This is a genomic window from Mycobacterium sp. 155, from assembly GCF_000373905.1.
Lineage (GTDB): Bacteria > Actinomycetota > Actinomycetes > Mycobacteriales > Mycobacteriaceae > Mycobacterium.
Genome location: NZ_KB892705.1, coordinates 4,036,362 through 4,055,669, shown reverse-complemented (window position 1 = coordinate 4,055,669; position 19,308 = coordinate 4,036,362). Strand labels below are relative to the sequence as shown.

The 19,308-nt window shown below is 65.6% G+C and carries 20 protein-coding genes and 1 tRNA gene; 7 read left to right on the top strand and 14 right to left on the bottom strand.

The genetic code is table 11. The features are described 5' to 3' along the window. Window positions 1-71: 71 nt before the first annotated feature. A complete protein-coding gene (gluQRS, locus tag B133_RS0119260; RefSeq protein WP_018603377.1) occupies window positions 72-953 on the top strand; it encodes a tRNA glutamyl-Q(34) synthetase GluQRS in 882 nt (293 codons plus the stop codon). Window positions 954-1,023: 70 nt separating this feature from the next. Here gluQRS and B133_RS0119255 read toward each other — a convergent pair whose 3' ends face one another. Then, entirely contained in the window at window positions 1,024-2,250 is a 1,227-nt protein-coding gene (locus B133_RS0119255) for a cytochrome P450 (RefSeq protein WP_018603376.1), read from the bottom strand. A gap of 41 nt (window positions 2,251-2,291) precedes the next feature. After that, window positions 2,292-3,533, bottom strand: coding sequence for a tRNA guanosine(34) transglycosylase Tgt (gene tgt, locus B133_RS0119250; RefSeq protein ID WP_018603375.1), 1,242 nt, complete (start codon window positions 3,531-3,533; stop codon window positions 2,292-2,294). A 68-nt stretch (window positions 3,534-3,601) separates the two neighbouring features. On the opposite strand from tgt, the gene B133_RS0119245 reads away from it, so the two are divergent. The 4 genes from B133_RS0119245 to B133_RS0119230 all read left to right on the top strand — a co-directional run bounded on the left by B133_RS0119245 (window position 3,602) and on the right by B133_RS0119230 (window position 7,383). Further along, on the top strand, window positions 3,602-4,114 hold the full coding sequence (locus B133_RS0119245) for a lipoprotein LpqH (protein WP_026256637.1): 513 nt from the start codon (window positions 3,602-3,604) through the stop codon (window positions 4,112-4,114). A 237-nt stretch (window positions 4,115-4,351) separates the two neighbouring features. After that, the gene (locus B133_RS0119240) at window positions 4,352-4,864 is read left to right on the top strand and encodes a lipoprotein LpqH (RefSeq protein WP_018603372.1); all 513 of its coding nucleotides are present in this window, start codon (window positions 4,352-4,354) and stop codon (window positions 4,862-4,864) included. An 81-nt stretch (window positions 4,865-4,945) separates the two neighbouring features. Then, window positions 4,946-5,605 (top strand): SGNH/GDSL hydrolase family protein, encoded by a 660-nt coding sequence (locus B133_RS0119235; RefSeq protein ID WP_018603371.1) that lies wholly within the window; start codon window positions 4,946-4,948, stop codon window positions 5,603-5,605. Beyond that, window positions 5,602-7,383 carry a penicillin-binding transpeptidase domain-containing protein gene (locus B133_RS0119230; protein WP_018603370.1) on the top strand — a complete coding sequence of 594 codons (1,782 nt, stop codon included), beginning with the start codon at window positions 5,602-5,604 and terminating at the stop codon, window positions 7,381-7,383. Before B133_RS0119235 ends, B133_RS0119230 begins: the two co-directional genes overlap by 4 nt. A 13-nt stretch (window positions 7,384-7,396) precedes the next feature. On the opposite strand, the gene B133_RS0119225 is transcribed toward B133_RS0119230, so the two are convergent. The 4 genes from B133_RS0119225 to B133_RS0119210 form a co-directional block, all read right to left on the bottom strand. Next, window positions 7,397-8,752 carry a wax ester/triacylglycerol synthase family O-acyltransferase gene (locus B133_RS0119225; protein WP_018603369.1) on the bottom strand — a complete coding sequence of 452 codons (1,356 nt, stop codon included), beginning with the start codon at window positions 8,750-8,752 and terminating at the stop codon, window positions 7,397-7,399. A 219-nt stretch (window positions 8,753-8,971) separates the two neighbouring features. Next, a tRNA-Ser gene (locus B133_RS0119220) sits at window positions 8,972-9,062 on the bottom strand. 110 nt (window positions 9,063-9,172) lie between these two features. Then, window positions 9,173-9,628, bottom strand: a complete 456-nt coding sequence (locus tag B133_RS0119215; RefSeq protein WP_018603368.1) for a nucleoside deaminase — start codon at window positions 9,626-9,628, stop codon at window positions 9,173-9,175. Then, a complete protein-coding gene (locus B133_RS0119210; RefSeq protein ID WP_018603367.1) occupies window positions 9,625-10,131 on the bottom strand; it encodes a tRNA adenosine deaminase-associated protein in 507 nt (168 codons plus the stop codon). The genes B133_RS0119215 and B133_RS0119210 overlap by 4 nt, the downstream gene beginning before the upstream one ends. 84 nt (window positions 10,132-10,215) lie before the next feature. On the opposite strand from B133_RS0119210, the gene B133_RS0119205 reads away from it, so the two are divergent. Next, entirely contained in the window at window positions 10,216-11,175 is a 960-nt protein-coding gene (locus B133_RS0119205) for a prephenate dehydrogenase (RefSeq protein WP_026256636.1), read from the top strand. Here B133_RS0119205 and B133_RS0119200 read toward each other — a convergent pair. The 5 genes from B133_RS0119200 to B133_RS0119180 are packed head-to-tail and all read right to left on the bottom strand — an operon-like array spanning window position 11,138 to window position 15,250. Next, window positions 11,138-11,746 carry a putative glycolipid-binding domain-containing protein gene (locus B133_RS0119200; protein ID WP_018603365.1) on the bottom strand — a complete coding sequence of 203 codons (609 nt, stop codon included), beginning with the start codon at window positions 11,744-11,746 and terminating at the stop codon, window positions 11,138-11,140. The two genes, B133_RS0119205 and B133_RS0119200, sit on opposite strands and share 38 nt — an antisense overlap. Next, a complete protein-coding gene (locus B133_RS0119195) occupies window positions 11,743-12,528 on the bottom strand; it encodes an ABC transporter permease (protein WP_018603363.1) in 786 nt (261 codons plus the stop codon). Before B133_RS0119195 ends, B133_RS0119200 begins: the two co-directional genes overlap by 4 nt. Then, window positions 12,525-13,187 carry an ABC transporter permease gene (locus tag B133_RS0119190; protein ID WP_026256635.1) on the bottom strand — a complete coding sequence of 221 codons (663 nt, stop codon included), beginning with the start codon at window positions 13,185-13,187 and terminating at the stop codon, window positions 12,525-12,527. The genes B133_RS0119195 and B133_RS0119190 overlap by 4 nt, the downstream gene beginning before the upstream one ends. Further along, window positions 13,187-14,299, bottom strand: coding sequence for an ABC transporter ATP-binding protein (locus B133_RS0119185; protein WP_018603359.1), 1,113 nt, complete (start codon window positions 14,297-14,299; stop codon window positions 13,187-13,189). The genes B133_RS0119190 and B133_RS0119185 overlap by 1 nt, the downstream gene beginning before the upstream one ends. Window positions 14,300-14,305: 6 nt before the next feature. Then, on the bottom strand, window positions 14,306-15,250 hold the full coding sequence (locus tag B133_RS0119180; RefSeq protein WP_026256634.1) for an ABC transporter substrate-binding protein: 945 nt from the start codon (window positions 15,248-15,250) through the stop codon (window positions 14,306-14,308). 138 nt (window positions 15,251-15,388) lie between these two features. Between B133_RS0119180 and B133_RS0119175 the strand changes: the two genes are divergently transcribed. After that, window positions 15,389-15,739 (top strand): lipopolysaccharide assembly LapA domain-containing protein, encoded by a 351-nt coding sequence (locus B133_RS0119175; protein WP_018603355.1) that lies wholly within the window; start codon window positions 15,389-15,391, stop codon window positions 15,737-15,739. Between the two features lie 3 nt (window positions 15,740-15,742). Here B133_RS0119175 and B133_RS0119170 read toward each other — a convergent pair whose 3' ends face one another. The 3 genes from B133_RS0119170 to B133_RS0119160 are packed head-to-tail and all read right to left on the bottom strand — an operon-like array spanning window position 15,743 to window position 19,278. Then, window positions 15,743-16,765 (bottom strand): phosphotransferase family protein, encoded by a 1,023-nt coding sequence (locus B133_RS0119170; RefSeq protein ID WP_018603353.1) that lies wholly within the window; start codon window positions 16,763-16,765, stop codon window positions 15,743-15,745. Between the two features lie 9 nt (window positions 16,766-16,774). Then, a complete protein-coding gene (locus B133_RS0119165) occupies window positions 16,775-17,383 on the bottom strand; it encodes a histidine phosphatase family protein (protein WP_018603352.1) in 609 nt (202 codons plus the stop codon). Window positions 17,384-17,400: 17 nt separating this feature from the next. Beyond that, window positions 17,401-19,278, bottom strand: coding sequence for an alkyl/aryl-sulfatase (locus B133_RS0119160; RefSeq protein ID WP_018603350.1), 1,878 nt, complete (start codon window positions 19,276-19,278; stop codon window positions 17,401-17,403). Between the last annotated feature and the right edge of the window lie 30 nt (window positions 19,279-19,308).

The window sequence follows — 19,308 nt, the reverse complement described above, 5'->3', positions numbered from 1 at the left end:
GATCTGCCGCTGGCTGACCGGGACCGGGAGTGGGACGGCGCCCTGGGACCGTCATTAGCTAGATTGCGGGCGTGAGCCTCACCCCGGCCGGACGGTTCGCGCCGAGCCCGTCGGCCGACCTGCATATCGGCAATCTGCGCACCGCCGTGCTGGCCTGGCTGTTCGCCCGGTCGACCGGACGACGGTTCCTGTTGCGGGTCGAGGATCTCGACGACCGGACGTTCAGCGATATCGGCACCCGCCAGGTCGACGACTTGGCGGCGATCGGATTGACGTGGGACGGCCCGGTGGAGTGGCAGACCGGACACCGCGAGCGGTACGACGCAGTCATCGAACAGTTGCGGGACGACGGCCTGCTCTACGAATGCTATTGCAGCAGAAAAGATATCGCGCAGGCACCACAAGCCCCGCACGCTCCGCAGGGCGCCTACCCGGGCACATGCCGGGATCTGACCGATACGCAACGCGCACAGCGCCGGGCCGAGTCCGACCGCCCGCCGGCATTGCGGCTGCGCACCGACACCTTCGTCGGCACCGTCGCCGACTTGCTGCACAGCTCCTATACCGGCATCGTCGACGACTTCGTCGTGCGTCGCGGCGACGGCGTCCCCGCCTATAACCTCGCCGTGGTGGTCGACGACGCGGCGACGGGTATCGACCAGGTGGTCCGCGGCGACGATCTGCTGAGTTCCTCGCCGCGGCAGGCCTATCTGGCCCGCTTGCTGGGATACCCCGAACCGACGTATGCCCATGTGCCGCTGGTGCTCAACGAAGACGGGGCCCGGCTGGCCAAACGGGACGGCGCGGTCGCCCTGGCTGAGATCGGTGTCGACCGTGCACTGGCACAGATCAGCGCGTCACTGGGCTGGCCCCCGCTCGACGTCGAGGGCATGCTGCAGCGATTCGACCCGGCCCTGCTGCCGCGTCATCCGTGGATATATCGACCCAACTGAGCGTGCGCAAACTGCTGCCAAATGCGCCGTGGCGGGCAACAGACACGCACGCTCGGCGAAATGCAGGCGCCTAGACAGCGACGGGAAGGGTGGACATGCCACGCAACGTCAGGTTCGGCTTGTACTCCGGCTCGCCACTGAGACGGGCATTCGGGAACCGTGCCGTCACGGCCGACAGCGCCACGGCAGCCTCGAGGCGGGCCAGTGGCGCACCCAGGCAGAAGTGGGGCCCCTTGCCGAACCCCAGATGGCGGATACCGCCACGGTCCGGGTCGAACTCGTCCGGCCGCTCGAACACGGCCGGGTCGCGATGCGCGGCAGCCAGCAACATCAGCATGGTGTCCCCCTTGGGAAGGTGAACATCGCCGATTGTCATGTCCTCCCCGGCAATTCGGGAGACCAGTTGCACCGGAGGGTCGTAGCGCATGGTCTCCTCGATCACGCTCGACACCCGAGCGGCGTCACTGCCGAGGGCCGTCCACTGCCGCGGATGCCGCAGCATCGCCAGCACCGCGTTGGCGATCAGGTTCACCGTCGTCTCGTGCCCGGCGATGAGCAGTAGATCGCAGGTGGCGATGATCTCCTCCTCGGTGAGCTGGTCACCGGATTCCTCAACCTGGACGAGCGCCGACATCAGATCCTCCCCCGGCTTCCGCCGCCGTTGGGCGATCAGGTCCCGCAGGTAGTCGCTGAGCCATCTACCGGCGGCCATCTGCTGGTCGAACAGATCGGACACCGAGCCGGTCATCGCCAGGAACGGGTCGAGCGCCTGGGCCAGCAGTGCCGACGCTTCCCGGAACTTGGGCTCGTCCTCGATCGGTACGCCCAATAGCCGGCAGATCACCGCGACCGGCAGCGGGTAGGCCAGCTCGGCAACCGCGTCGAACGAACCGGCACCGGCCTCGGCCTGGTCGAGCAGACCGTCCACCAGAGCCCGAATGTCGGGTTCGAGCGCGTTGACCACCTTTGGCACGAATGCCTTACTGACCAGTCCACGCAGCCGCGTGTGGTCAGGTGCGTCGAGAAACAGGAAGCTGGCGGGGCCACGTTCTCGAGCCCCGTCCTCGTATGCAGGTGCGCGTTGCGCCACAGTGGACTTTCTGCGGTCGCTGCACGATGCCGGATGCCGCAGCACCGCGTCGCACTCGGCGAACGTGGAGAACACCGCGACGTTGGCCTCGGGTATCCGCAACGGGCCGCGCTCGCGGATCCGCCGGTATGACGGGTACGGGTCGGCTCGGTTGGCGGGATCGAGCAACTGCAGCAGGAGCAACTGATCTTCTGCGACGGTCGTCATCTACTTATTGTGCACGCGTTGAAAAAGAGGGCAGGTCAGCGTCACTTCCGCACCGGGGTGCCGGTGCCGTAGTAACGCCCCAAAACGTGCGTCCGCAGCTCATCGAACTCACCCGCCACGATCGATGCCCGGATCTGGTCGACCAGCCGGATCACAAATCGCTCGTTGTGGATCGTGCACAGCGTCGCCGACAACATCTCCTTGGCCTTGAACAGATGCCGGATGTAGGCGCGGGAGTAGTTGGCGCAGGTGTAGCAGTCACATTCAGCGTCGATCGGGGTGAAATCCCGCTTGTACCGGGCGCCGGTGATGTTGAACCGCCCGGTAGCCGAGTAGACCGCCGCGTTGCGGGCCACTCGTGACGGCGACACACAGTCGAAGGTGTCCGCGCCGGCCGCCACCGCATCGAACAGGTCGTCGGGTTCGCTGATCCCGAGCAGGTGGCGCGGCTTGTCGGCGGGCAGCTCGCTGCTGACCCAGCCGACGATCGTGGCCAGGTTCTGCTTCTCCAACGCGCCGCCGATGCCGTAGCCGTCGAACCCGTGGCCGTCGGCAGTGCGAATCTCGGTCAGCCCGCGCGCGGCCTGCCGCCGTAAGTCCTCATATTGGGCGCCCTGCACCACTCCGAACAGCGCCTGCCGCGGCCGCTCGGGTGAGCGGGCCTGCAGCCGGTGGTGCTCGGCCAGGCACCGCACCGCCCACTCGTGCGTACGCTGCACCGAGCTTTCCTGGTAGCCGCGGGTGTTGACGAGCGTGGTGAGCTCGTCGAACGCGAAGATGATGTCCGCGCCGAGTTTGTTCTGGATACCGATCGAGACCTCGGGCGTGAACCGATGCTTCGAGCCGTCTACGTGTGACCGGAAGGTAACCCCGTCCTCGTCGACGACCGCGAGCCGCTCCTTGCCCTTGGCGATGATGTCGTCGGTCTGCAACCTGGCGGTGTCCATCGCCAGGACTTTCTTGAACCCAACCCCCAGCGACATCACCTGGAAGCCTCCGCTGTCGGTGAAGGTCGGGCCCGGCCAGTTCATGAATGCGCCCAACCCACCTGCCTCGGCCACGATGTCCGGACCGGGCTGCAGGTACAGATGGTAGGCGTTGGCCAGGATTGCCTGGGCGCCAAGCTGTTTCATGGTCTCCGGCAAAACAGACTTGACGGTGGCCGCGGTGCCTACGGCGATGAATGCCGGCGTGCGGATGTCGCCGTGCGGAGTGCGGATCACCCCGACCCTGCCGAGCCGGCCCGGCAGCTCAGCTTCCACGGTGAAGTACGGCTCGCCCACAAGCAGGTATTCAACCGGATGCGCGTCCGACTTCCGTCATGGGGCGCACGCGACCATACTCGGTTGTCGTGAAGCACAGATTCGTCGTCGCCGCTGGAGTCGCGACGTTACTGGCCGGGATTGTCGGGTGTTCGTCGCAGAATTCGGGTTCGCCGGGTGGTTCCCAGGCGCCCGGGCCGACGGCGCCCGGCCACGAAACCTCGACGTCCATGCTGCCGCCGGTGGCGCCCGCGCAGTCCGATCAGGTCCGGGTGATCTTCGGCACCAACGATGCTGCCCCGTTCACCGGGATCGGTTGCGAAACCAAAGACGGGTTGACCACCATCAACATCGAGGGTCACCTGCACACCACTGTCGAACTCACCGACGGTGACACACCGTCGGTGAAGTCGGTGAGCATCGGCGATATCGGTTCCGACGGACCGGCACTGGCCTACGTCGAAGGCGTGTCCGGCACGCCTGTGGTCGCTACCCACGACGGCAAGAACTACACGGTGACCGGCAGCGGTATGGGCTCCAACTCCGCCAGCACCGAGCCTCCGGTCGACACACCGTTCGACATCGCCGTCACCTGCCCCTGAGGAAGGCGGCGGTCACCTTCGGTGACATCGGAATAGTTTGGGGCACAGGATAATTCGGGTAAATCACGGAACCGTTCGTCAGGGTTTAGCAAGGTCTGTATGATGCTGAGCCTGCGATCTTTGCCGATGCTGGGCTAGACAATTCAGCCAATCCGTCGCCACCACCGGCTGCTCACCCCATACTGCTCAGGATGGTCCGTCACCGTCGACGGGCCGCATACCTGGAGGAGAACAGTGATGAAACGTGGGTTCGTGGTAACCGTCGGGGGCGCGGCGATCATCATCGCCGGATTGTCGGGCTGTTCGTCGAGCGAGAAGAAATCGGAATCGGGTGATTCGTCGGCGACGGCCTCGGCGACGGCGACAATGTCGGCACCGGGAGGCGGCGCCACCGCCACCACAGGGACGGGTACCGCCAGGGTCACCATCGACGGCCAAGACCATCAGGTCGAGGGTTCAGTGGTGTGTGCGACGGTTGCGAACACCGTCAGCTTGGCCATCGGACAGGCACCGACAGGGGTCAGCGCGACCCTGACGCCCGGTGACTCGCCGACTGTCACAGCCTTGGCGCTGGGCAACATCGACGGAGTGTCACTCGGCTACACGCCCGGCGTCCCCGGTGGTAGCGCCGAGGCCACCAAGGACGGAAACACCTACACCATCAAGGGAAATGCCACCGGAATGGATATGGCCAATCCGACGGCAGGAGCAGTCACCAAGTCGTACGAAGTGGAGATCACCTGCCCCTGACGCCATAGCACCGCAGAAAGACACGCCGAAGCCCTCGTCGAAGACGAGCTCGACGTCGGCGGTATGTGATGTGCTTGGTCCATGGTGGCCAAGCGAATTCTGTGTTTCGGTGACTCACTGACGTGGGGCTGGGTGCCCGTCACGGACGGCGTACCCACAGAACGGTTCCCGCGCCACGTCCGCTGGACCGGGGTGCTGGCCGACCGGCTCGGCGCGGATTACGAGGTGATCGAGGAGGGTCTCAGCGCCCGCACCACGAACATCGACGACCCGACCGATCCACGGCTCAACGGTGCTGCGTATCTGCCGTCCTGCCTGGCTGCCCATCTTCCCCTCGACCTGGTCGTCGTCATGTTGGGCACCAATGACACCAAGGCGTACTTTCGGCGCGAGCCGCTGGACATAGCGCTGGGCATGTCGGTGCTGGTGACCCAGGTGCTCACGAGTGCCGGCGGGGTGGGCACGGTCTATCCCGCGCCGCAGGTGCTGATGGTCGCGCCGCCACCGTTGGCACCGATGCCGCATCCGTGGTTTCAGCTGATCTTCGAAGGTGGACAACGCAAGTCGGCCGAGTTGGCGACGGTCTACGGTGCACTCGCATCGTTCATGAAAGTCCCGTTCTTCGACGCCGGCTCGGTACTGACCACGCAGGGGGTCGACGGTATTCACTTCACCGAGGCCAACAATCACGATCTCGGCGTGGCCCTCAGCGAGCAGGTCCGCGCGCTGGTGCCGGCATGAGCCGGCGCGTCCTGAGCGTGCTCACGCTGCTTGGTCTGCTGCTGGGGGTTGTCAGTTGCTCGTCGGCACCGAAGCCCGCTGACGTTTTCGCGTCCTTCGCCGATGCCCTGCAACGCAAGGATGCACATGCGGCCGCGGAACGGACCAGTGATCCGGCCACGGCCGAAAAGACGATCACCGCGATGTTCAACGGCATGGGCGAGCACGCCAAGCTGACCGTCGCCTCGTCACCCGCCGAGGGCCAGGAGAACGGTTTCGACCTGAAATACCAGTGGTCCTGGGGCGAGGGACACGACTTCGGATATGACACCACCGGATCGGCCGCCAAGTCCGGCGACAACTGGCGCATCACCTGGTCGCCGGCGTTGTTGCACCGTGATCTGCAGGACGGTCTGAGTTTTCAGTACAGCCAGGACAGCGAGCTGCAGACTCCCGTGCTCGACCGGACCGGTCAGCCGTTGATGAACTGGCAAACCGTCGGGGTCATCAACCTGGACCGCACCCATCCGGAATCGGCAGCCGCCCTGGCAGCGCTGCTCACCCAGTTCGACCCCACCATCACACCGGATTCCATTGCCGCACAGTTGAACTCCACGCAGGACGACCGTGTCACCGTGATCAAGCTGCGTGAGGACGACTTGGCCAAGGTCCGCGATCAACTCACTCCGATCCCTGGCGTCACCGTCGTCGAACAGGGCGAGCTGCTCACGGCCAACCGGGAGCTGGACTCCCCGGCGATCAGCGGGCTGGAACCGCTCTGGCATGACCGCATCACCCGATCCGCGGGATGGTCGGTCTATCTGGTCGACGCCAAAGGCGCCCCGGCGCAACGGTTGATCTCCACCCCGCCAGCCCCGACCGAGCCGGTGAAGACCTCGCTGGACATGCGGCTGCAGTTGCTCGCCCAGCGCGCCGTCGCGACCGAATCCCGGCCTGCGGTGTTGATCGCCCTGTCGAGTTCGACGGGTGGCGTCCTGGCCGCCGCACAGAATGCGGCCGCCGATCCGCAAGGGGCGATCGTGTTTTCCGGGCTCTACCCACCGGGCTCGACATTCAAGACCATCACCACCGCTGCCGCGCTCAAGGCCAACCTCGTGACGCCGCAGACCCCGGTCGCCTGCCCCGGGCAAGTAACCATCGAGAACCGGACCATCCCCAACGAGGACAACTTCGATCTCGGGACGGTGCCACTGAGTTCGGCGTTCGCGCATTCGTGCAACACCAGCATGGCGGCGCTGGCCGACAAGCTGCCCGCCGACGCTCTGACCAACACCGCGCGCGACTTCGGCATCGGTGTGGACTTCACCGTGCCGGGACTGACGACCGTCACCGGGAAGGTGCCCAACGCCGACACCGCCGCACAGCGGGTGGAGAACGGTATCGGCCAGGGCACCGTCACGGTCAGCCCGTTCGGCCTCGCGGTCGCCGAGGCCAGCCTGGCGCATGGTTCGACCATCGTGCCGATGCTGGTCGACGGCGAGAAGACCACCTCCGACAAGCCCTCGGTGCCGTTATCACCCGACGTCGTTGACGCGCTGCGCGCGATGATGCGCCAGACGGTGACCGAAGGCACCGCCGCCGAACTCAGCGACATCCCCGATCTCGGCGGCAAGACCGGAACGGCCGAATACGGCGACAACACCCATTCCCACGGTTGGTTCGCCGGCATCGTGGGCGACATCGCGTTCGCGACGCTGATCGTGGGCGGGGACTCGTCGACCCCCGCGGTCACACTCACCGGGGAATTCCTGCGCCCGGCGCTGGCCAATACCGGCTAGTGGGTTTGTGGCCTCACCCGCCGGTCGCGAGTTCCAAGCTCTTGAGCGAATCCTCCAGGTGCCCGAGTATCCGCTGCAGATGCGGCACACTGCGCCGGCAACCGACCAGGCCGAAGTCGAGGTTGTCGGCATTGTTGGCCAGGGTGATGTTCATCGCCTGCCCGTCCAGCGCGATCGAGAGCGGATAGTTGCCGTCCAGCCGGGCACCCTTCCAGTACAACGGATGTCGCGGCCCGGGCACGTTGGAGATGACGAGGTTGAACGGCGGCGCGGTGGCCTTGACAAAGCCGGGCACCGCGGCCAGCCCCAGCGGTGCGATCATGAGCGCTGACAGGGCAAGTGCCTGCACACGTGGCAGTTCGGAGAAGATTTTCTTGTTGCCGCGCATCGACTCGCTGATGACGGTGAGCCGCTCTGCGGCGTCGTCACGATCGGTCGCGAGGTTGCACAGGATCGAGCCGACGAGGTTTCCACCCGAATCGACCTCGTTCTCCGAACGTAAGTTGACCGGAACCATCGCGATCAACGGCCGGTCCGGCAGCGCGTCCTGCTCGAGCAGATAGGCGCGCAACGCGCCGGCGCACATACCGAGCACCACGTCGTTGATGGTTACGCCCGTGGCGTCCTTGATCCGCTTGAACCGCTCCAGCGGCCACGACTGTGCCGCCACGCGGCGAGCACCGCCGATCTTCACGTTGAACATCGTCTTCGGTGCGGCGAACGGCAGCGTGAGTTGCTGTTCCAGCAACGCCGCGCGAGCCAACTTGACCGTCGACGGCGCGATCCCGACCGCGGCACCCGCCACATCCGTCACGGCGTGCAGCAGCGACGGACTCTGGTGCGGCCGCTTCTTGCGCGGCAGATCCCATGGCACCCGAAGCTCGGTGTCGTTCGGATCTTCCGACAGGGTGCGCGTGATCAGCTTGAGCGCCGAGACCCCGTCGATCAGTGCGTGGTGCAGCTTGGTGTAGACGGCGAACCGGCCGTCGGCCAACCCCTCGATCAGGTGGGCCTCCCACAGCGGACGGTGCCGGTCGAGCAGACCGCCGTGCAGCCGCGATGTCAGCTCGAGTAGGTCACGCACGCGGCCCGGCGACGGCAACGCCGAGCGGCGCAGGTGGTAGTCGAGGTCGACGTCGTTGTCGTAGGTCCACCCGACGTTGGCGATACCGCCCAGGATGGTTGCCGGGTGTTTACGGAATACCGGCTGAAAGTCGTTGTGCGCGAGCATTTCCTCGTGTAATTCACGCACGAATTCGAGACCCGCTCCCTCCGGCGGATCGTAGAGTGCCAGGCCACCGACATGGAAGGGGTGCTCACGTGTCTCGGCGATGAGAAACATCGAATCGGTCGGCGACATCAACTCCATGCGACCCATTCAACGCTTCGCCATGAATGAGAGTGGGAAAACGAGGACCGAACCGCGCGAAGGGGCCCGCATCGCTCGATCCTAGACACATCCGGTGAACGCCAAATGGCATGAAAATGGTTATCGCCCAAGCGGTTTGGCCAAAACCACAACCGGGCCCCACCGGCCGAGGAGCCGGAAACATTAACTCCCCGACCGCATGAATCGGCAGGGGAGCTATGGCGGTGGCGGAGGGATTTGAACCCTCGGACGGGGGTTACCCGTCACACGCTTTCGAGGCGTGCTCCTTAGGCCGCTCGGACACGCCACCGTGTGGCAGCTTACCGAACGTGGGCCGCTGACCCTAATCATCCGTCCGCGAGTGTGAACAAGATGACGAAGATCGAAAACTCGCCATCTTGTTCACGTTCGGCGAGGTCCTCACCGTTGACGCGCGAAAAACTCCTCCAGCAGGCCCGCGCACTCGTCGGCCAGCACCCCGCCCACCACGTCCGGCCGATGGTTGAGCCGACGGTCTCGCACCACGTCCCACAGCGAACCGACCGCTCCGGTCTTGGGTTCCCAGGCCCCGAACACCACTCGCGCCACCCGGGCCAATACCAACGCACCCGCGCACATCGTGCAGGGTTCGACGGTCACGGCCAGGGTGGTGCCCTCCAGCCGCCAACCGTCACCGAGCACCTGCGCGGCCGCGCGCATCGCAACGATCTCGGCATGTCCGGCCGGGTCACCCGTGGCCTCACGGACGTTGGCGGCCCGGGCCAGCTCGGTACCGTCGGCCGCAAAGACGACCGCACCGATCGGCACATCGCGGGGACCGGCCATGCCGGCAGCGTCCAGAGCAGCGCGGATCAGGGTTTCGTCAGACGAATTCACCGATTGAGTCGATCGAGCACCGCCGATAGTTCGTCGGCGAAGCCCATCTCTCTGGCGATGCGGCCGAGCTGTTCGTCGGCATACAGGTCCGTCTCGTCGAGAATGACACTGAGCACGGCCTCGGGCAGCCCCACATCGGAGAGCAGCCCCAGGTCACCTTCCTCGAAGGGATCGGCGTCGTCGAGATCATCGGCGTCGATCTCGGCGTCGAGCGTCTCGAGCACCTCGGCAGCGATGTCGTAATCCAGCGCCGCGGTGGCATCCGACAGCAGCAGCCGGGTTCCAGCGGGTGCAGGCCGCACGATGACGAAGAACTCATCGTCGATGTCCAGCAGCCCGAACACGCACCCCGAGCTGCGCAGTTCCCGCAACTCGGTCTCCGCGGCGGTCAGGCTGTTCAGTGACGCCGGGCGCATCGACGCACATCGCCATTTGCCGTTCTCGCGGACAACTGCTACGCCGAAGCCGTCGGGCAGATCCGCCGGCGCACGCTGTGCTCCCATGAACGCCTACGGTAGTCGCCGACCAGCGATGTTGACCAGGTATCACCGTCCACCTCTCCCAGGGGAGTGTGCCAATCTTGGTAGGTGACAAACACACCCGTATGTGTGGTGGGACTCGGACTCATCGGTGGCTCACTGATGCGGGCAGCGGCGGCCGCGGGCCGCGAAGTGTTCGGTTACAACCGTTCGGTCGACGTGGTCCAGGCGGCCCGGTTCGACGGATTCGACGCCAGTGACAATCTCAACGAGACCCTGCGCCGGGCCGTCGACCGCGACGCGCTGATCGTGCTCGCAGTGCCCATGCCTGCCCTACCGCTCATGTTGGGCCACATCCGCGACATCGCCCCGACCTGCCCGCTGACCGATGTGATCAGCGTCAAAGGTGCTGTGCTGCAACAGGTTCAGAAGTTCGGCCTGCTGAACCGATTCGTCGGCGGGCATCCGATGGCGGGCACGGCGGACTCGGGCTGGGCCGCGGGCAACTCCGGGATGTTCGTCGGCGCGCCGTGGGTGGTCAGTGTTGACGACCACGTCGACGCCGAGGTGTGGACGCAGGTGACCAAGCTGGCGCTGGATTGTCACGCCGTGGTGGTCCCGGCCTGCTCCGAGGAGCACGACGCGGCGGCGGCCGCCATCTCCCATCTTCCCCATCTGTTCGCCGAGACACTGGCCTTGAACGCGGCTGAGGTACCGCTGGCGTTTGCCCTGGCCGCCGGTTCATTCCGGGACGGCACTCGCGTTGCGGCGACCGCGCCCGATCTGGTGCGCGCCATGTGCGAGGCCAACGCCGCACAGCTGCTTCCGGCTCTGGAGCAGGGCATCGAGGTGCTCAAGCAGGCCCGGGACAGCCTCGCCACCACGGGCTCGCTGGCCGACCTGGTCGAAGGTGGCCATTCCGCCCGGATGCGCTACGCCAACTTCGTCCGCCCCGAGATCGTCACCACCGTCGTCGGCGCGGAGAACTGGCGGACCGAGCTGGCCGCCGCGGGCCGGGCCGGCGGGGTGATCAGATCCGCTCTGCCAGTCCTGGGTAGTCGAGAATAAAGCCGTACGGGTCGACGGTAATGGTCGTCTGCGACACGGGCGAGGACAGCTCGATGCCCGTCTCCGCGCTGGTGTAGCTGATGGTGGCGGCCTCGACCGACAGCTCGGGCAAGCGGACATAGACGACCGGAAGCGTCACCGATTCGTTCTTCAGGTAGAGGCCCGTCCGACGAATCGGCAGCGCATTGAAGAACGGGCTGAAAACGACGTCGACATCTAGCGCGCCGGCGTAGCTTGATCGCTTGGTCTGGTTGTGGTCCTGGACCAGCCACATATTCTCTTCGTCGCGGGCGACCGAGAGCTGGCGTTCCCGCTCGGCGAGGGTCACCGTGAGCGAAAGCCGTCTCGTCGCCCCCGCCTCGTCGGTCACCAGATCATAGGATGCCGAGAACGCTGGGTGAGACGCGGTGGCAGCAGCCACTATTCGCCCGTAGGCCTTGATGCGGTTCCCCGACAGCTGCACACGTACCGACTCCATCCGGGGTACATCGCGCGCCCGCCACGTCAGGACAGCCGGCCAGGCCGACCCCGGCTCGCTCGTCTGCTCGTCTGTGTGTACCGCTTCACTCACTCTTCTACCGTATGCGACGCACCATTGGCTTCGTGGCCGACTCCGGAACTCCCGCGCGATGCGGCAGAGGGCCGCGATTCGAGTGCCACCTCGTCGTCGATCAACGGCTGAGGCAGCCGGCGCCAGCGCCCTGTACCCGGCATCGACAACCACACCGCAAACGCCAGCGCGGCATCGAGGATCAACGCCAGCGCCGTCACCATGAGCGCACCCACGAGGGCGATGTGGAACTGGCGCACCTTGATCCCGTCGATGAGATACCGGCCCAGCCCGCCGAGACTGGCATAGGCCGCCACCGTCGCAGTCGCGACGACCTGAAGCGTCGCGGTACGCAGCCCGCCCAGGATCAGCGGCAGCGCATTGGGGACCTCGACCCGCAACAACACCCGGGACTCGGTCATCCCCATCGATCTCGCGGCATCCACCACTGCCCGGTCCACATTGGCGATGCCGGAATAGGTGCCGGCCAGCAGCGGTGGAATGCCCAGCAGCATCAGGGCCACTGTCGGCGGAACCAGGCCCAGCCCCCACAGCAGCACCCCGAGCAGCAGCACGCCGAGCGTGGGCAGCGCCCGCAGCGCGTTGACCCCGGTGACCACCAGGAAGGTGCCGCGACCGGTATGTCCGATGAGCAATCCGACCGGGACTGCGATCAGAACCGAGAACACCACCGCGACGGCCGTGTACTGAAGGTGTTCGACGATGCGGACGGCCAACCCGGCCGGGCCGGTCCAGTTTGCCGCGGTGAAGATGTAGCTCAGCGCCTGCTGCAGGAAGTTCATACTGCCGCCTTGGCGCGAGGCGTACGGGACGTGCGGGTCCAGGGCGTGATGGCTTTGCCCAGAAGCATGATCAGGGTATCGATCACGACGGCCAGCACGAAGATCGCAATGATGCCTGCCACGATCTGACTGCTCTTGTTGGCCTGATAGCCCTCGGTGAACCAGGTGCCCAACCCGCCGATACCGATCACCGAACCCACCGACACCATCGAGATGTTGGTCACGGCGACCACTCTGATCCCGGCGATGAGAACCGGAATCGACAGTGGCAGTTCCACTTTCACCATCCGAACCAGCGGCCGGTAGCCGACGGCGGTGGCGGCGTCCCGGACCGGCTCAGGCACCGCATCCAGCGCCTCGGGGACCGCTCGTACCAGCAGGGCGGTGGTGTAGAGAGTCAGCGCCACAATGACATTGGCCTCGTCCAGGATGCGGGTCGGGATGATCAGCGGCAGCACCACGAACAGCGCCAGCGAGGGAATGGTGAAGATGATGCTGGCGATGACAGTGGTCAACCGTCGCAGCGTGGTGGTGCGTTGCACCACTGCACCCAACGGCACCGCGATCAGCAATCCCAACACAATCGGCACCAGCGACAACCGCAGATGCACGATGGTCAACGCCCAGAGCGTGTCGAGATGGGTCAGCAGATACCGCATCAGCACCCCAATTCGGGTATCTGCCGCTGATCGGCGAGGGCCGCCAGCACATCCTCGGCCCGTATGCCGCCGATGACCTGTTCATTCTCGTCGACCGCGACCCCGAGACCCGACGGCGAGGACAGTGCCGCATCAAGAGCCAGCCGCAGGGTACCGTCCGGCCGGAACAGAGACCCGCCCGCGATCGTGCTGTCGTACAGCGATTTTCCGCTGCGGTGTACCTCGACGCCTTCGGCATTGATCCACGCGTAGGGCACCCCGTCTGGCTGCGTCACCAGCACCCAGTCGCCGGGCCGGAGCTCGAGCGTGTCGACCTCCGATTCGCCGACATGCCAGATGTCGTGCAGCGGCAGCCCCGTGGCGTGCAGAAACTGCAGCCCGCGATAACCACGGTCGGCACCGACGAATCCGGCGACCAGGTCATTGGCCGGGTTTGACAGCAAGCGTGCCGGGGCGTCGTACTGCTGCAGCACACCACCGCGGCCGAACACCGCGACCTTGTCCCCGAGCTTGACAGCCTCGTCGATGTCGTGCGTGACGAACACGATCGTCTTGCGCAATTCGTTTTGCAGACGCAGGATTTCGGTCTGCAGATCCTCCCGAACCACCGGGTCGACCGCCGAGAACGGCTCATCCATCAACAGGATCGGCGGGTCAGCGGCCAATGCGCGGGCCACCCCGACACGCTGCTGCTGGCCGCCGGAGAGCTGGGCCGGGTACCGGTTGGCCAGCTTGGGGTCCAAGCCCACTCGCTCCAGCACACTGTAGGCGGATTTACGTGCGGCACGCCGTGATTCACCTTGCAGCACCGGGACCGTCGCCACGTTGTCGATCACCCGCTGATGTGGCATCAGCCCACCGCTCTGGATGACGTAACCCATGCCCAACCGGAGCTTGACCGGGTCGACTGTGGTGACGTCACGTCCGTCGACGGTCAGGGTGCCCGAGGTGGGCTCGATCATTCGGTTGATCATCCGCATCGACGTGGTCTTACCGCAGCCCGACGGCCCGACGAACACCGTCAAGGTGCCTTGCGGCACCTCAAGATTGAGGGTGTCGACCGCGACTGTGCCATCCGGATACCGCTTGGTGACGTCGGTGAATGTGATCATCGGTGCTCACCTGCCCTGCACGGGTTCGTCGAATCCGTTGTCCTTGATCCACTTTGCGGCCGCCTGGTCCGGGTCAACCCCGGAGTTGCCCTCGACCGCGGTATTCAGCGCGATGAGGGATTCGGTGGTGAGCTTGGCCGATACCGCGTCGAGCACCGTCTTGAGCTCATCGGACATCTTCTGCGAGGCCACCAGCGGTACGACGTTGGCGGCCAGGAACGTGTTCTTCGGATCCTCCAGCACCACCAGGTGGTGCTGGTCGATGGCAGGCGAGGTGCTGAAAATATTGGCGGCCGTGATGGCACCGCTGGTCAGCGCCTGCACCGTGGCGGGACCACCGCCGTCGCTGATCGCGACGAAATTGGCGGGCGCGATGTCCAGCCCGTACTTGTCCTTCAGGCCCACCAGGCCGGTCTGCCGCGTCTGAAACTCCGATGGTGCGCCGACTTTCACCTCTGCCGAATGTGCGGCCAGATCGGCAATGGTCTTCAGGTTCCAGCGCTGGGCGGTCTCGGCGCTGACCGCGAGGGTGTCCTTGTCTTCGGCGGGCGCCGGATACAGGATCGACAAATCGCCGGGCAATGCCTTGAACAGGCCGATCAGTACGGCGTCGGACGTTGTCGCGGTGGTGTTCTTGTCGAAGTACTGCAGTAGGTTCCCGGTGTACTCGGGGATCAGATCGATCGAGTGGTCCTGTACCGCAGGTACGTATGTTTCCCGGCTGCCGATGCCGAACTGCCTGCCGACCTGAAAACCGTTGGCTTCCAGGGCCTGGGCATATATCTCGGCGATGATCTTCGATTCCGTGAAGTCTGCCGACCCGACGACGATCGACTTCAGGTCACCGGAGATCTGTCCGCCGCCCAGCGGATTCGCACTGCCGCACGCGGTGAAAAAGGGTGTTATCAGAGCGAGCAGAACCGCGAGCACTGCCAGGGTTCGATGCTGCATGCGAACGTCCTTCCGACGGCTGCAGCCGAATCCGATGACCTCGGCCGGCTTTCCTGACCCTAACCGCAGGGCCGACATGCTGCCCGTCTTTACCATCCGGTTGTTTGCTTTGCCGCCGATACGGGCAAAGATGGACCCATGACCAGCGATCTGCCCGCATCGCCCGATCAACCGGACCAACCCACGCCGACGCCGGATGCGCCCAAGTCGCAGCCACCGGCAGCACCCAAGCTCACCCGCGCGGGTGCACTTTGGTCAGCGCTGATCGTGGGCTTCCTGATTCTGATCGTCCTGTTGATCTTCATCGCGCAGAACACCGACCCGGTCGAGCTGGCCTTCCTCGGCTGGCGGTGGTCGCTGCCCAAGGGCGTGGCCATCCTCGGCGCCGCGGTGGGCGGCGGCTTGCTGACGGTCGCCGCGGGCACTGCGCGGATCTTCCAGCTGCGCCGCACCGCGAAGAAGAATCTGAAGGCCGCGCTGAGCAGCTGACGCTCAGCGCATCGCGGCAAGCCCCGCCGCGATGGCCGGGGCAACGGCCGTGCCCACGCTTGAGCTGCCCAGGGCCTCGGAACCCTGACGGTGGCGGAAGTCGATGCCCGCGGCGATGATGGCAACCTTGAAGTAGGCCAGCGCCATATAGAAGTCCCAGTGCGCCAGCTCCTGGCCCGACTGCACCGAATATCGGTTGGCCAGATCATCGGCTGACGGCATCAGCGGCGAACTCCACGCCGCTTGCATGCTCAGGATCAGATTGAACATCGGGTCCCGGTAGACGCACATGAGCGCCGCGTCGGACAACGGGTCGCCGAGCGTCGACAGTTCCCAGTCGAGCACCGCAAGAACCTTGGTCGGGTCCTGTGTGTCGAGAATGGTGTTGTCGATGCGGTAGTCGCCGTGCACGATCGAGCTGCGGTGCCGCGCAGGAACCGACTCGGCCAGCGCCTGGTGCAGTCGTTTGACGTCGGTGTCGCGGGGGTCGTCGGGCAGCCGGACCAGGTCCCACTGCGAAGCCCACCGTCGCACCTGACGTTCCAGGTAACCGGCTGGCTTGCCGAAGTCTCCGAGACCGACTGCCTCCGGATCTACCGCGTGCAAGTCGGCCAGTACCCGAATCAGGGCATCGACACTGTTGCTGATCACCGTCGCGTCACCGAGCGCTTCGAGCTCTGAAGCACTGCGGACGACGTGGCCGTCGACGTTCTCGACCATCTGGAACGGGGCGCCCAGCACCGAGTCGTCGTTGCTCATCGTCACCGCGCGGGCCACCGGCACCGGGGTGTCGGCCAGCGCGGCCACCACCCGGTATTCACGAGCCACGTCGTGAGCCGACGGGGTCAGCCCGTGCAGTGGCGGCCGCCGCAGCACCCACTTCGACGCATCGTCGGTGATCAGGAAGGTGAGATTGGACCGGCCTCCGGAGATCAGCTCCGCGCGCAGCTCACCGCTGCGGGCAATGCCCTCGGCACGCAGATGGCGATCCAGGGCGTCGAGGTCGAGGCCTGCCAGAGACGTCACGGGAACTGTTTACCACCGTGAGTTACGAGGCAGCAGATCCCATACATGCTCGGTGCCATTGACCGATGCGACCGCCAGCTTGCCCGAGCGCGACGAGAGCAGCCGGGTGACCGAGGCGTAATCGACGTGGAAGGACAACAGCCGTTCGGTGCCCAGAATTTGATGCAGCAGCACATTGATCACCCCGCCGTGGCTGAACACCGCGACCGTCTGCCTGTGATCGCCCGCAGCCACCAGGTCCTCGAAAGCCGCACTGATGCGGGCGGAGAAGGCTTCCTCGTCCACAGTGCTGGGCAGGTGCCCGCCGGTGAGCCGGGCCAGCTCCTCGGGGTTCTCCTTGGCGATCTCCTCGATCGGCACATAGTGCGACATGTCCCGGTCGTATTCGGCCAGCCGGTCATCGACGTCGACTGTCAGCCCGAGCGCGGCAGCGACCGGCTCGGCAGTCTGCACCGCGCGCAGCTGCGGGCTGCTCACCAGCCGGGAGACCGGGAAGCGAGCCAGCGCGGCAGGCAGCCGGTTGGCCTGCTCGACCCCGGCCTCCGACAGGTGCGGGTCGGACCCTTGACCGGGTTCGCTGCGCATGGGCAGCGCGTGGCGGACCAGAAGCAGTTGCACCGTGACACCATAGGTTCCTACGGCGTGATGATGTCGAAGTCGGGGTCCGGCCGGTCCAGCACAGCGACCAGCGATACCAAAACAGCGCTGTCACCGGTGGTCTCGAGGCCCGGCGATGTCGCGTCGCCCGCAGCGAATGACAGCAGCCGCAGCTTGTTCGCCAGGGTGACCGTCGCCTGAGCGGTGGATTGGTCGGCGGGCACCTTGCGGTAGACCAGAACGCCGTTGCGCAGGGTCAGCCGGTAGTTGGATCCGGTGTCGACGAACGCGATGTCGACGGCGATGTCGAGGTCCCAGGCACGAGGACCGTTGACACTGATCGCGAAGGTGTCAAACATCTGCTCGGGCGTCAGTTGCGCGAGAACGGTCGGCGATGTGGTCTGGGTCGGGGTACCGAAATTGCCCTCCCGAAGTTCGGTCGCGCCCGACAGGAAGAAGTTTCGCCAGGTCGCGTTCTCCGCGCCGTAGGCCAACTGTTCCAGGGTGTCGGAGTACAGTTCCCGGGCCGCGGCGTGGTTCTCGTCGGTGAAGATCGCGTGGTCCAACAGTGTTGCCGCCCAACGGAAGTCACCCGTATCAGCGGCGGCCCGAGCGAGCTCGACGACCCGGTCGATGCCGCCGATGGCCTCGACGTAGCGTGGACCCAAGGCTTCAGGAGGGTGCGGCCACAACCGGCCCGGGTTGCCGTCGAACCAGCCCATGTACCGCTGGTAGACGGCCTTGACGTTGTGGTTCACCGAGCCGTAGTAGCCGTGGGTGTTCCATGCCGCCTCCAACGCGGGCGGCATTTGGAACTGCTCGGCGATCTCGACCCCGGTGTAACCCTGGTTGAGCAGGCGCAGGGTCTGATCATGCAGGTAGGCGTAGAGATCACGCTGCAGGGACAGGAATTCGACGATGTTGTCGCGGCCCCAGGTGGGCCAGTGGTGCGAGGCGAACACCACGTCGGTACGGTCGGCGAAGCTGTCGATGGCCTCGGTCAGATAGCCGGACCAGCCGTGCGGATCGCGAACCAGCGCACCACGCAGCGTCAGCAGGTTATGCAGGTTGTGAGTGGCGTTCTCGGCCATGCACAGCGCGCGGAACTTCGGGAAATAGAAATGCATCTCGGCGGGGGCCTCGGTGCCGGGTGCCATCTGGAACTCGATCTCGACACCGTCGATGGTGTGGGTTTCACCGGTCTCCCGGATGTCGAGGGTTGGCACGATGAGCGCCACCTCGCCGGTCGATCCGGCCTGGCCCAGACCGCAGCCGACCTGTCCCTGCGGTCCGCGGGCCAGCGCCAGACCGTACATGTAGGCCGCGCGGCGGGTCATCGCCGTGCCGGCGTAGACGTTCTCCTGCACGGCGTGCTCGGTGAAATGTTCGGGAGCGATGATCGCCACCTTGCCCGCGTCGACGTCGTCCTGATTGGTCACCCCGAGCACTCCGCCGAAATGGTCGGCGTGGCTGTGGGTGTAAATGACAGCGATGACTGGACGATTTCCGCGGTGGGACCGGTACAGCGCGAGCGCGGCCGCGGCGGTTTCGGTGGAGATCAGTGGGTCGATGACGATGATGCCGGTGTCGCCCTCGATGAAGCTGATGTTCGAAAGGTCGAGCCCGCGCACCTGATAGATGCCCTCGACCACCTCGTACAGGCCTTGCTTGGCGCACAGTTGACTCTGCCGCCACAGGCTCGGGTGCACGGTTGTGGGCGCATCTCCGTCGAGGAACCCGTAGGAGTCGTTGTCCCACACCACTCGGCTGTCGGCGGCGGTGACGACGCAGGGTTCTAGCGCACCGATGAATCCGCGGTCGGCGTCGGCGAAGTCTCGGGTGTCGTGGAAGGGCAACTTGTCCAAGCTGGCCCGATTGGCGGATTCGACGACTGCAGTGGGCGGCTTCTGCTCCATGTCGACGAGCCTGCCACCCGTTGACGCGCC